Source organism: Streptomyces sp. NPDC004435 (assembly GCF_042873895.1).
Lineage (GTDB): Bacteria > Actinomycetota > Actinomycetes > Streptomycetales > Streptomycetaceae > Streptomyces.
In genome coordinates this window covers 338522-350333 of sequence record NZ_JBIAMB010000009.1, presented here as the reverse complement: position 1 = coordinate 350333, position 11812 = coordinate 338522, and the positions used below count along the sequence as shown (strand labels likewise).

The 11812-nt window shown below is 73.6% G+C and carries 12 protein-coding genes and 1 riboswitch; of the genes, 7 read left to right on the top strand and 5 right to left on the bottom strand.

Translation table 11 applies throughout. The annotated features are described in order from the left end of the window. The 4 genes from ACFYT9_RS19220 to ACFYT9_RS19205 form a co-directional block, all read right to left on the bottom strand. Positions 1-673, bottom strand: a 673-nt coding sequence (locus ACFYT9_RS19220; RefSeq protein ID WP_389165309.1) for an ABC transporter substrate-binding protein, incomplete at its 3' end; no start/stop codon positions are given. 401 nt (positions 674-1074) lie between these two features. Continuing rightward, the gene (locus ACFYT9_RS19215; protein ID WP_389165306.1) at positions 1075-1626 is read right to left on the bottom strand and encodes a translation initiation factor IF-2; all 552 of its coding nucleotides are present in this window, start codon (positions 1624-1626) and stop codon (positions 1075-1077) included. A gap of 30 nt (positions 1627-1656) precedes the next feature. Beyond that, on the bottom strand, positions 1657-1812 hold the full coding sequence (locus ACFYT9_RS19210; RefSeq protein ID WP_389165303.1) for a hypothetical protein: 156 nt from the start codon (positions 1810-1812) through the stop codon (positions 1657-1659). A gap of 113 nt (positions 1813-1925) precedes the next feature. Beyond that, positions 1926-2258 carry a glyoxalase superfamily protein gene (locus ACFYT9_RS19205; RefSeq protein WP_389165301.1) on the bottom strand — a complete coding sequence of 111 codons (333 nt, stop codon included), beginning with the start codon at positions 2256-2258 and terminating at the stop codon, positions 1926-1928. A 298-nt stretch (positions 2259-2556) separates the two neighbouring features. Here ACFYT9_RS19205 and ACFYT9_RS19200 point away from each other — a divergent pair, with 298 nt between their 5' ends. The 6 genes from ACFYT9_RS19200 to ACFYT9_RS19175 all read left to right on the top strand — a co-directional run bounded on the left by ACFYT9_RS19200 (position 2557) and on the right by ACFYT9_RS19175 (position 9423). After that, the gene (locus ACFYT9_RS19200) at positions 2557-4497 is read left to right on the top strand and encodes a calcium-binding protein (RefSeq protein ID WP_389165298.1); all 1941 of its coding nucleotides are present in this window, start codon (positions 2557-2559) and stop codon (positions 4495-4497) included. A 105-nt stretch (positions 4498-4602) separates the two neighbouring features. Beyond that, a complete protein-coding gene (locus ACFYT9_RS19195) occupies positions 4603-5172 on the top strand; it encodes a hypothetical protein (protein ID WP_376595795.1) in 570 nt (189 codons plus the stop codon). A gap of 237 nt (positions 5173-5409) precedes the next feature. Next, entirely contained in the window at positions 5410-6072 is a 663-nt protein-coding gene (locus ACFYT9_RS19190) for a deoxynucleoside kinase (RefSeq protein ID WP_389165295.1), read from the top strand. Positions 6073-6169: 97 nt separating this feature from the next. Beyond that, positions 6170-6293: riboswitch (cobalamin riboswitch) on the top strand. 87 nt (positions 6294-6380) lie between these two features. Then, positions 6381-7460: an ABC transporter substrate-binding protein gene (locus ACFYT9_RS19185; RefSeq protein ID WP_389165293.1), complete on the top strand. Its 1080-nt coding sequence runs from the start codon at positions 6381-6383 to the stop codon at positions 7458-7460. Positions 7461-7621: 161 nt separating this feature from the next. Then, positions 7622-8632, top strand: coding sequence for a FecCD family ABC transporter permease (locus tag ACFYT9_RS19180; protein WP_389165337.1), 1011 nt, complete (start codon positions 7622-7624; stop codon positions 8630-8632). Beyond that, a complete protein-coding gene (locus tag ACFYT9_RS19175) occupies positions 8629-9423 on the top strand; it encodes an ABC transporter ATP-binding protein (RefSeq protein WP_389165291.1) in 795 nt (264 codons plus the stop codon). Before ACFYT9_RS19180 ends, ACFYT9_RS19175 begins: the two co-directional genes overlap by 4 nt. Before the next feature lie 66 nt (positions 9424-9489). Here ACFYT9_RS19175 and ACFYT9_RS19170 read toward each other — a convergent pair whose 3' ends face one another. After that, positions 9490-9960, bottom strand: coding sequence for an SRPBCC family protein (locus ACFYT9_RS19170; protein WP_387270420.1), 471 nt, complete (start codon positions 9958-9960; stop codon positions 9490-9492). Positions 9961-10454: 494 nt separating this feature from the next. Here ACFYT9_RS19170 and ACFYT9_RS19165 point away from each other — a divergent pair, with 494 nt between their 5' ends. After that, the gene (locus tag ACFYT9_RS19165; RefSeq protein WP_389165289.1) at positions 10455-11759 is read left to right on the top strand and encodes a GAF domain-containing protein; all 1305 of its coding nucleotides are present in this window, start codon (positions 10455-10457) and stop codon (positions 11757-11759) included. Positions 11760-11812 lie beyond the last annotated feature (53 nt).

The following is an 11812-nucleotide window of genomic DNA, read 5'->3' as shown; positions in this document are numbered from 1 at the left end:
CCGCGACCGCGAGGGTCTTCTGCGCCCACTCCGGGTGCTTCGCGCGCACCGCCTCGAACCGCGCGTCGATGCCCTCGATCAGCTTCTCGGTCTCGCCGGCCTTGCCGAGCGACTTGCCGATCTGCCGGGTCATCACCTGCCACGAAGCACCGTAGTCCGGCACGCCCTTGGGCTGCGCGACGACCTTGGTGAACTTCGACAGCGTGTCGTACTGCTCCTTCTTCATACCCGAGTACTGCGCCACGACGAGGTCCGGCTTGAGCGCCGCGATCTTCTCGACGTTGTACTCGTCGCGCTCACCGACGATCTGCGGCTTGTCCGAGCCCCACTTGTCCTTCGCCCACGGCCACTTGCCGTACGGGTCCTCCTTGAACCAGTCCACCGCGCCGACCGGCTTCACCCCGAGCGCCAGCACCGCGTCCTGGTCCGAAAGACCCAGCGTGACGACCCGCTTCGGCTCCTTGTCGATCGTCGTGCTGCCGTACTTGTGCTCCACCGTCACCGGAAAAGCGGACGGCGCCCCGCTGCCGGAGGTCGTGGCCTCGGGCTTCGACTCCGCCTTCTCCGTGCCGCCTCCACAGGCCGACAGGGCGAGCGCGGCGACCGCGGCGACGGCCACGCGCGGCAGTTGTCTGACGTACCGCGGCAGGGCGGAACGCGTACCAGTGAACACAGATGGTCCTTTCGAGGGTTCTCGCGGTGCTGCCCCGCCCGCGATGCGGCGGCGCTGCCCTTCCGGGGCGAGGCGTTCGGGATTCAGGCCGGGCCGGTGCCCGAAGGAGGGAGGCCCGGTGAGCCGGGCCCCCGTAAGCAGCCGGCGGAGGGAGCGGCGGAGTGAACGCGCCTGGCGTGAAACGGAGGGACGCGGAATGAAAGACCCTGAGGCATCGCGATCCCCCTCCCGATTTCAGCTTAGGGGAGGCTAACCTGACAAGGGTGGGCGTGTCGAGCGGAGCGCCGGATACATCACCGAAAGCGCGAACGCCCCTGTTCCCACTGACCTGTTGGCGGCCGCCGTGGGGTGCCACCGGCTGCCGGGCGCGCCCCTCCTGGAGACCGCCGCGCAGCTGCTGCTCAGTGCGGCGGAGGGAGAGGGTCCAGGGCCTGTCCGACGTCGCAGCCGCCTTCTCCGGGCATGCGCTGGATCCTCGGGGGCACCCAGACCTCCGCCTTCTCGCCAGGCGTCACGCGGGCGAGTACGCAGTCCTGGGGGTCGTAGCCGTTCCCCTTCAGCGACAGGTGGACTCCGACCCTGCCGCCGGCCGCGCGCACCTCGGTACGGATCGCCGGGTCCAGGTCCAGGCTGGCGAGCGCCCTGCGTACCTCCGCCTCGTCCACCCGTCCGCCCTTCGGGACCTCGGGGAGCACGGCGCCCAGCTCGCTGTACGGCAGTTCGGGAGGGGCGGGAGGCGGGGTGAAGGTCAGCGGCGGGTTGTCCGGGCAGTCCACGTCACGAGGGACCTCGCGCCACTCCGACGTGGGCGAAACCCGCACCTCGAAGCATCGATACATGACGATCTCCTGGACGTCGAGCGACCCTTCGTACGCGGAGCCGGAGGTACGGACGACGACGCCGACGCCCTCTCCGTCGTGCGTCGAGGTGCCGGTCAGGCGCAGGACCTCCACGCCGTCGATGCGGGAGGCGGAGCGTCCGACCTACTCCGCGGTGCGGGGACGCTGGCTGTGGAGCCGCTCGCCCGCCTGCCGCGCCACCTCACGTGCGACGTCCGCCGCGTCACTTTCGGAGTACTGCCGCACACCGCAGCCGACGGTGAGCATCAACAGCGGTGCGAGCAGCAGCAATCGGCGCATGGGCTCACCCTTCCGGTGCCGCGCGTGAGCGGGCGACCGCTCGCGTACCCGGACCGGCGTAGGCGATCGTACTCAGCTCGTACGACCATCGCCCGCGCCGCCCTGTCCGCCGGTCAGCCCTGCGGTGTGGCGATCCGCAGCCGGTTCCCGTCGGGGTCCGTCAGCTCGAACTCGCGCCCCCATGGGACGTCCTCCACCTGTACGCCGAACTCCGCGGCGACGGCGTCGACGTCACGTACCCGGAGGTAGACCAGCGTGCCGGGGCGGGCGTCGCCCTGGTGCTCGGACAGGAACAGGCGGACCCTGCCCCGGGCGACCTCGACGAACGCGGGGAAGCCCGGTTCGAAGCGGTGCACCCACTGCTGGGCGAAGCCCAGGCGCTCGTACCAGGTCACGGCCGCGGCGGCGTTCTCGACGCGGAGAATGGGGATGACTTCCTCGTCCATGGCCGCATCCTCGCAGACGCCACCGACAGGCCCTGTCGGAACCACTCCTGACAGTGGGACGGCGTCGTTCCCGGGGGATGTCGCGGTGATCGCCGCTTCCTCGGCGCCGGGCCCGCCCTCACTCCTGGGGGTGGAGCGGCGCCGTCCAGTAGGCGCAGTGCGGCCCGTCGCGGGACGGGGGCCCGCGGCCCGCGCAGAAAGCTGTGGCCCCGGGATCCGACGGACGGAGTGGTCACGCATGCCCCTGAGAACGAGAACCCCATGGCTCCGGGCCGGGCGTGCGGGAGCCGTGGGCGCCATGGCACTGGCGCTCGTGCTGGGTCTGCCCGCGGTGGCGAGGGCCGCTCCCGGCGACCTGGACCCCGCCTTCGACGGCGACGGCAGGGTGGTCACGGACCTGGGCGGCTACGCGGGCGCCGAGGGCATGGCCGTACAGCCCGACGGAAAGATCGTCACCATCGGGTACAGCTATTCCGTCGACACCTCGGGCGACTTCACGCTGACGCGGTACAACGCCGACGGCAGTCTCGACACGGGCTTCGGCGGCGACGGCATCGTCACCACCGACTTCGTCGGCGCCAACAACGACGAGGGCCGCGGGGTGGCCCTGCAGCCCGACGGCCGGATCGTCGCGGTCGGCGGCTCCACAGACTGGGGCGGCAACGGCGCCTGGGCGGTGGCCCGTTACCACTCCGACGGCAGTCTCGACACGAGCTTCGGCGAGGGCGGCAAGGTGCTCACCGAGATCGACGTCGACGCGATCGAGACCGCCGAGTCGGTGGTGGTGCTGCCGGACGGCGGGATCGTCGCCGGCGGGTCGAGCAACGGCCTCTGGACGCTGGTGCGCTGGGACGCCTCCGGGACCCCGGACCCCGGCTTCGGAGGGGACGGCCGCGTGACCACCCCGTTCGGCACCGGCTGCTGCCACGGGGTGAGCGACGTGGTGGCGCAGCCCGACGGCAGGATCGTCGCCGTCGGGACCGCCGACGGTCTCACCCTGACCCGGTACCTGGCCGACGGCAGCCTCGACACGGGCTTCGACGGCGACGGACGGGTCACCACCGGTACCGGATCGGGCGGGGGCGTGGCGCTGCAGAGCGACGGCCGGATCGTCGCCGCGGGGAAGGACGGCAACGCCTTCCTGGTGCGGCGGTTCACCACCGCGGGCGCCCCGGACACGAGCTTCGACGGGGACGGGCGGGTCGCCACCACCTTCGGCCCCGAGGACGGCGGTGCCGCGGACCTGGCCGTGCAGTCCGACGGCCGGCTCGTCGCGGCCGGCTTCTACGACGGCGACTTCGCACTGACCCGGTACAACACCGGTGGCGGCCTGGACCCGGACTTCGGCGGCGACGGGCGGGTCACCACCGACTTCGGCGGCGCCGGTGACGGGGCCGCGGCGGTGGCGCTGCAGACCGACGGCAAGATCGTCGCCGCCGGGCTCGCCGGCACGCCGTTCAGCCCGGAGGCTCATCGCGGTCTCGCCCGCTACCTGGGCGGTGGCGGCATCGAGCCGCCCGCCGGTGTGGACGTGTCGGTGACCAAGACGGGGCCGAGTGCGGTCGCCGTCGGCGACACCGCCACGTACACGATCCGCGTGACGAACCTCAGCACGACGACCGCGGCAACGAACGTGCAGCTCACCGACGTGCTCACGGGCTCGGCCGCCATCCTGTCGGCCACGGTCGACCGCGGCACCTGCACGACCGTCCCGGGCCGGGTCACCTGCGCCCTCGGCACGCTCGCCCCCGCGGCGAGCCCCACCGGCACCACCGCCACGCTGACGCTCGTCGCCGAGCCCTCGCGCACCGGCACCCTCACCGACACAGCGACGGTCACCGCCGCGCAGAGCGACCCGATGCCCGGCGACAACACCGCGACCCGCGCCACGACGGTGAACAACAGCCGGGGGTGCACGATCATCGGCACCAGTGGCGCCGACACCCTGAACGGCACCTACGGAAGTGACGTGATCTGCGCCCTCAGCGGCAACGACACGGTCGACGCCGGGTTCGGGAACGACACCGTGCACGCCGGACCGGGCGACGACCGGGCGGACGGCGGCCAGCACAACGACACGCTGATCGGCGGCCCCGGCTCCGACACCCTCCTCGGCAGCTACGGCAACGACTCGCTGAACACGGTGGACGGCGTGGCCGGCAACGACACCGCGAACGGCGGCCTCAACACGGACACCTGCACCACCGACCCCTCCGACACCCGCATCAGCTGCCCCTGATCTCTCGCCCCACCCTCGCCGGGCCCGCCGCTCCTCGCGGGCCCGGCACCTCGCAGGCCCACCGCTCCTCGCGGGCCCGGCACCCCGCCTGGCAGCATGGCCGCCATGAGCCCCGCGTCCGCGCGCCCCGAGCCCGCCCGCCATCACGACCACGGCACGTGGCTCGCCCGGTTCACCGGCGGGATCCTCGTGGTCTGCCCGCGCTGCGGCGGCCGGGCGCTCGTCGCGCCCCCGCCCCACTTCGTCCGACAGGGCTCCCTCGGCCATCTGGTCTTCGCGCCGCGCCGTCTCACCTGCGCGGGCTGCGGGGCGGTGGCGGACCACGACGGCGAGCGGCAGCGCGGCGGCGCGGTCGGCGCCAGGCCGGGCGGTACCGAGGACCCCTTCTTCCGGCGGCCGCTCTGGCTCCAGACACGCTGCGCCGGGCGGATCCTCTGGGCCTACGACGAGGAGCACGTCGACGCCCTCGCCGCGTACGTCGGCGCCCGCCACCGCGTGCGGCACGCCTCCCCGACGCTCTCGATGTTCGCCCGCCTGCCCGCCTGGATGAAGTCCGCCCACCGTCGCGACGAGGTCCTGGCCGGTCTGGCGACCCTGCGCTCCCTCGCGCCGCTCTCGGCCCCCTCCGACCGCTCCGACGCGGCCCACGCGCGGGGCGACCGCCCCCGCCGGTAGGGCGGAACGCCCCGGCCGGATCGTCGCCTAAAATTGAACGCGGCTGCGGGGCCGCGGCCTGTCGCTTCGAGCGGTGGGCCCGGTACGGCCGGCCCAACGGGACCACATGACGTCGATCACGGAATGATCTTGATCACGTACCCCCTGGGAATCGCCTGACCACCGGCGCGCGTCCCAGTGGTACGGGAGGCCCAGCTCCCCGTCCACGTACAGAAGACCCCCAGGGAGAAGTGAGGTATGTCGGTGATCTGCGTCGGAGGCATGATCGGGATCGGCAAGACGAGCGTGGCCGAGCTGCTCGCCAGGGAGCTGGGCACCGAGGTCTTCTACGAGAGCGTGGACGACAACCCGATCCTGCCGCTCTTCTACTCGGCGAGCCCCGAGGAGATCCAGGCGAAGCGCTACCCCTTCCTCCTCCAGCTGTACTTCCTCCAGACCCGGTTCGCCGCGATCAAGGAGGCGTACAAGCAGGACGACAGCGTCCTCGACCGGTCGATCTACGAGGACTGGTACTTCGCCAAGGTCAACCACGACCTGGGCCGGATCAGTTCCCTGGAGATGCAGGTCTACGAGGGGCTGCTCGACGAGATGATGCGCGAGATCGAGGGCCTGCCCTACCGCAAGGCGCCCGACCTCATGGTCTACCTGAAGGCGGACTTCGAGACGGTCCTGCACCGCATCGGACTGCGGGGGCGCGACTTCGAGCAGGACGAGGGCCTGGTCGAGTACTACCGCACGCTCTGGTCCGGGTACGACGAGTGGGTGCACCGGCACTACTCCGCCAGCGACGTCCTCGTCGTCGACATGAACAACACCGACGTGGTGAACAACCCCGAGGACGCCGCCCGCGTGGCCCAGGAGGTCAAGAACGCCCTGGCGGAGGTCGCGCACCGCGCCTGACCTGCGCGGGGTCCCGGGCGGCGGCAAGATCCGCCCGTGGTACTTTGCCCGGGCCAGTCGCACCTTTGTACGTATCGAGGCGGTATGTGCACGGGTCAGGGAATCCGGTGGGAATCCGGAGCTGACGCGCAGCGGTGAGGGTGACGGGCGGGACATCGGCCACTGGGCCCCTCGGGGCCCGGGAAGGCGTCCCGTCCGGACGATCCCGAGTCCGAAGACCTGCTGGCGGCCCCGGAGGGCGCAGCGCCGTCCGGGGAGCACCGTACGACAGGCTCCGCGCATGAGCCGAGACGCAGAGGACTCCCGCCGTGCCCTTCGCTCACCCCGTCCGTTCCGCCGTGCTGCTCGTGGCCGGCGCCGTTCTCGTGGCCGGCTGCGGCGCGGGCGACCCGTCGGCCCCGGCCCCGGCCTCGGGGAAGGGCTCGGACACGGGCGGCCGGGGCTCCGGGGAGGCCGCCGGCGCCGCCGGCCCCGTCGGTCTCGACAACTGCGGGCAGCGGGTCGAGGTCCCCTCCCCGCCGCGCCGGGCGGTCGCCCTCGACCAGGGATCGGCCGAGATCCTGCTCTCGCTCGGCCTGGCCGACCGCATGGTGGGCACGGCCACCTGGACGGACCCGGTCCTCAAGGGGCTGGAGAAGGCGAACGCCCGGGTCCCCCGGCTCGCCGAGCGGTACCCGTCGTTCGAGAAGGTGCTCGACACCGAGCCGGACTTCGTCAGCGCCTCCTTCCTCTACACACTGGGCGAGGGCGGCGTCGCGCCCCGGGAGCGGTTCGCGAAGCTCGGCGTCCCCACCTACCTCTCCCCCTCCGACTGCGTCGGCAAGGACAACAGCGGTGACGGCGACGGCGTGCGGACCGCGCCGCTGACCATGGACACCGTGTACGGCGAGGTCCGCGACCTGGCCAGGATCTTCGGGGTCCCGGAGCGCGGCGAGAAGCTGGTGGGCGAGCTCAGCGCCCGGGTCGCGAAGGCCAAGGCCGGCGCGGACTTCGGCGGCGCCTCCGTCCTCTACTGGTTCTCCGACTCCCAGGGGCCGTACATGGCCGGCTGCTGCGGCGCGCCCGGCATCGTGAGCGGGGCGCTCGGGGTGAAGAACGTCTTCGACGACACGAAGGAGGAGTGGCCGCAGATCAACTGGGAGACCGTCGCCGACCGCGACCCCGACGTGCTGGTGATCGCCGACCTGACCCGCAAGGCCCAGTCCGCCGAGAGCGCCGCGAAGAAGATCGAGTTCCTGGAGTCGCACCCCGTCACCCGGAACATGACGGCCGTGCGGAAGAAGCGGTACGTGACCCTCAGCGGCCAGGCCATGAACCCCACGATCCGTACCGTCGAGGGCATCGAGCAACTGGCCGCCGCGCTGCGGACGCACGGGCTCACGAAGTGACCCGGCCCGGTCCGGCCGCGGGTTCCGCCCCGGCGGGCGGGGGTTCTGCCGCGACGGGCAGGGGTTCCGCCACGGCGGGCACGGGAGCTGTGACGGCGGGCGGGGTCTCGGCCCCGGCGGAAGGGGTTTCCGCGGGCGAGGCCGAGCGCCGGCGCCGCACCGTGGTCGGCACGCCGGTCGCCGGGGTGGCCGGGATCGTCCTGCTGTGTGTCTCCGTGGCGCTGGCCGTCACCATCGGTCCGGCCGACATCCGCGTCGCGGACGCCTGGTCCGTGGTCGTCTCCCACCTCGGCGGGGAGGCGTCCGCGCTGAGCCCCATCCGGGAGGGCATCGTCTGGGACCTGCGGCTGCCGCGTACCCTCCTCGCCGCCGTGTGCGGCGCCGGACTCGCGGTCTGCGGCGCGGTGATGCAGTCGCTGCTGCGCAACCCGCTCGCCGACCCCTTCGTCCTGGGCGTCTCCTCCGGCGCGTCGACCGGAGCGGTCGCCGTCGTCGTCCTCGGCGTGGGCGGGGGCGCGCTGTCCGTCGCCGGAGGGGCGTTCCTGGGCGCGCTCTGTTCGTTCGCCCTCGTCCTGCTGCTCAGCCACACCCTGGGCGGTTCGACGGACCGCGTCGTGCTGGCGGGCGTGGCGGCGATGCAGCTCTTCTCCGCGCTGACCTCGTTCGTGGTGATGACCGCCGCCGACGCCGAGACCACCCGGGGCATCCTCTTCTGGCTGCTCGGCTCGCTCAGCGGGGCGGACTGGTCCGATGTCGGCGTGTGCGCCGCCGTCCTGGCCGGCGCGCTGCTGGTGTGCGGCGGGTACGCCCGTACGCTGGACGCCTTCGCGTTCGGCGAGGATTCGGCGGCGACGCTGGGCGTGGCCGTGGCGCGGACGCGGCTGGTCCTCCTCTCCGTCACCGCCCTGCTCACCGCCGTCCTGGTCGCCGCCGCCGGCGCGATCGGCTTCGTCGGCCTGGTCCTGCCGCACGCGGTCCGCGCCCTCGCAGGCCCCGGTCACGCCAGACTGCTGCCGCTGAGCGCGCTGGCCGGGGCGGTCTTCCTCGTGTGGGCCGACACCCTCGCCCGTACGGTCCTCGACCCGCAGGAGGTCCCGGTCGGCGTGGTGACGTCGCTGGTCGGCGTCCCCGCTTTCGTCCTCGTCCTGTACCGCACCAGGAGCCCACGATGACCGACACGTCGACGTCGGCCCACGGCGGTACGGGGCTCCGCGCCGCCCGGGTCTCGCGTACGGCCGGCGGGGCGCTCGTCCTGGACGGGGTGAGCCTGGCGCCGCGCCCGGGCACGCTGACCGGGCTGCTGGGGCCGAACGGTTCGGGGAAGTCCACCCTGCTGCGCGTCCTGGCGGGCGTCCTCGCGCCGGAGACGGGGGTCGTGACGCTGGACGGCGAGCGGCTGGGCGCGGTCCCGCGCCGTGCCCTCGCCCGGCGGGTCGCCGTCGTCGAGCAGCACGCCGACACCCAGGTGGACCTCACGGTGGCGGACGCCGTACGCCTCGGCCGCGTCCCGCACCGCCGGGCGTGGTCGCCCGCGACGCCCGCCGACGAGGAGGCCGTACGGTCCGCGCTCGCCCGCACCGGCCTCACTGCTCGCGCGCACCGCGCCTGGCGCACCCTCTCCGGCGGCGAGCGCCAGCGCGTCCAGCTCGCCCGGGCCCTCGCCCAGGAGCCCCGCGAACTGCTGCTCGACGAGCCGACCAACCACCTCGACGTCCACCACCAGCTCGCCCTGATGGCCCTCGTCTCGGACCTGCGCCTCACCTGCGTCATGGCCCTGCACAACCTCAACCTCGCGGCGATGTACTGCGACCACGTGGTGGTGCTCCACGAAGGCCGCGTCGCGGCGGCAGGTCCGGTGCACGAGGTCCTCACCGAGCAGCTCGTCGCCGACGTCTACGGCGTCCGCGCCACGGTGACCCACCCGGACCCGGACGGCCGCCCGCACATCCGCTTCGTGCGCTGATGCTTCATGCGCTGATGCTTCGTCCGCTGATGCTTCGTGCGCTGATCGAGCCTCGGCAGGCCCCTGTCAGGCGGAGGGCGCCGGCGCCGGCCGGTCCGCTCCGTGCTGCTCGCGGACGGCGATGCGGGCGAGTTTCGTGAGCATCATGCCGTTGCGGATGGAGACGAGGTAGTCGACGGGGAGGCCGTGCATGCGGGTGCCGGGGCCGCGCAGGGGATGCCATTCGAGCAGGAAGAGGGTGTTCTCCCCCCAGGGGACGAGGTGCATGGCGATGCGGGCCGCGCCGAAGGGGTCCGCCTTCGCCTCCAGTTCCAGGCGGCGCTCGGGCTCGCAGATGCGGACCACGCATGTGTCGTCCAGCGTGACCGGTCCGACGCCCACGCGGACCCGGAGCCGGGCGCCCACCTCGGGCCAGTGCGGGTCGGCGGCGATGACCCGCTGCGTTCCCGAGACCCACTCGCCATAGCGATGGCCGTTGGAGAGCAGGCTCCAGACCTTGGACGGCGGGCTCAGGATCAAACGGCGATTCCGGGACACTGCGACCGCCTTCTCTCTTCCGTCGGGAACGACGTCCGTGGCCTCGGCCGACGCTATCCGCACCGCCCCGTCCCGGCACGCACGGCGGGCCGTGTGTCGCACGCCGCGTGCGCCGGTGGGATCAGCGCCCCACGACGTCCGTCCACCCCGCGATCAGGCCGGCGCCCCGCCGCACCGCTTCCTCCGGATCCCTCGCGAGGCACCGTTCCGACCCCGGCCAGGGCCTCCGCCGTCCAGCGGGTCACCGCCGTGTCGTCGGCGGCCGGCAACAGCCTCGCCAGCACCTCCGCGGCCTCGGGAACGTCGGCGAAGGCCGCGAGGTCCCGCCCTGCCTACTCGGGTGGGGCGACGCCTCGTCCAGGGTTGCCCGGAGGTCTCGCTCCCCCTCGCACATTTGAGCCCACGCCTTAAGACCCGTGAAACGGACGACTCCCGGACAGGTGGCATATGCGGCCCCTTCCGGGTGCTTGTCGGGGGCGGGCGGCGCCACGACGATGTGCGCCGGGAAGCCGTACGTCCTCGATGGGGAGGCCGAGTTGAGCGAGGCGACGTCGACGCGGAGGAGCGGGCCGCCGGAACCGGGGCCGGGACGGCGGCCGGGAGCGCGGGCGGCGGTGCGGGAGCTGGTCGCGGAGTCGTGGCGGCGGTCCGAGCGGGCCCGAGTGAGCAGGGACGGGGCGGCGTCCACGGAGCTGGACGAGGCGGAGGTGGCCGCGTATCGGGAAGGGCATCCACTGGCCGCCGCGATGCCGGTCATCCGGGAACTGCTCGGCGCGGACGCCCGGGACGGCGGGCACGTCCTCGCGGTGTGCGACGCGGGCGGGCGGCTGCTCTGGGTCGAGGGCGACCCGGCGACGCTGCGGCAGGCGCGGCGGATGAACTTCGTGGCCGGGGCAGGCTGGGCCGAGGCCGCCGCGGGGACGAACGCGCCGGGCACCGCCCTCGCCGTCGGCCGCCCGGTGCAGGTGGTGTCGGCGGAGCACTTCCGGCCGCCCGTGCGCGACTGGACCTGCGCTGCGGCGCCGCTGCACGATCCGCGCAGCGGCCGGCTGCTCGGCGCCGTCGACCTGACCGGGGGCGAGCGCCTCGCCCACCCGCACAGTCTCGGCCTGGTACGGGCCGTGGCCCGGGCGGCCGAGACCCAACTGGCGCTCCTCGCCCCTCCCCCGGTGCCGGGCCGCCCGCGGCTGACGGCGCTCGGCCGGGACGAGGCGCTGCTCACGGTGGACGGGCGGAGGCTGCGCCTGAGCCGGCGGCACAGCGAGATCATGGTGGTGCTGGCGCACCGCCCGGAGGGAGTGACGGGAGAGCAGCTGCTGACCCTCCTCTACGAGGACGAGTCGGTCACGTCGGTGACGCTGCGCGCGGAGCTGTGCCGGCTGCGGGCCCTGCTGGGACCGGAGCTGCTGTACTCGCGTCCGTACCGGCTCGCCGTGGCTGTGGACGCCGACTTCGCGGCGGTGGACCGCCGGCTCGCCTCGGGGGCGGTGGCGGTGGCGGCCGGGGAGTACGCGGGCCCGCTGCTGCCGGGGTCGGCCGCGCCCGGGGTCGTACGCCTGCGGGACCGGCTCGCGGACCGGCTGCGGGCGGCGCTGGTGGCGCGGGCGGATCCGCGGCTGCTCGCGGACTGGGCGTACAGCACGTGGGGCGAGGAGGACGTGGAGGTGTGGCGGGCGCTGTGCTCGGCCGTACCGGCGGCGCAGCTGGCGCCGGTACGCGCCCGGCTCGACGCCCTGGAGGCGGAACTGTCCGCCGGTGCAACGGCGTTGCAACGTCCGGTTCCGCACACTCGGCGGTGAGAGGGGCGCCGGTCGGGACGGCGGGCGTGGCTTCTCACGGCCCGGCCGTCCGC

Coding starts and splice junctions, on each gene's coding strand:
- ACFYT9_RS19210 (WP_389165303.1), bottom strand. CDS start 1,812: ATGCGCCGATTGCTGCTGCTCGCACCGCTGTTGATGCTCACCGTCGGC.
- ACFYT9_RS19205 (WP_389165301.1), bottom strand. CDS start 2,258: ATGGACGAGGAAGTCATCCCCATTCTCCGCGTCGAGAACGCCGCCGCG.
- ACFYT9_RS19200 (WP_389165298.1), top strand. CDS start 2,557: ATGGCACTGGCGCTCGTGCTGGGTCTGCCCGCGGTGGCGAGGGCCGCT.
- ACFYT9_RS19195 (WP_376595795.1), top strand. CDS start 4,603: ATGAGCCCCGCGTCCGCGCGCCCCGAGCCCGCCCGCCATCACGACCAC.
- ACFYT9_RS19190 (WP_389165295.1), top strand. CDS start 5,410: ATGTCGGTGATCTGCGTCGGAGGCATGATCGGGATCGGCAAGACGAGC.
- ACFYT9_RS19175 (WP_389165291.1), top strand. CDS start 8,629: ATGACCGACACGTCGACGTCGGCCCACGGCGGTACGGGGCTCCGCGCC.
- ACFYT9_RS19165 (WP_389165289.1), top strand. CDS start 10,455: ATGTGCGCCGGGAAGCCGTACGTCCTCGATGGGGAGGCCGAGTTGAGC.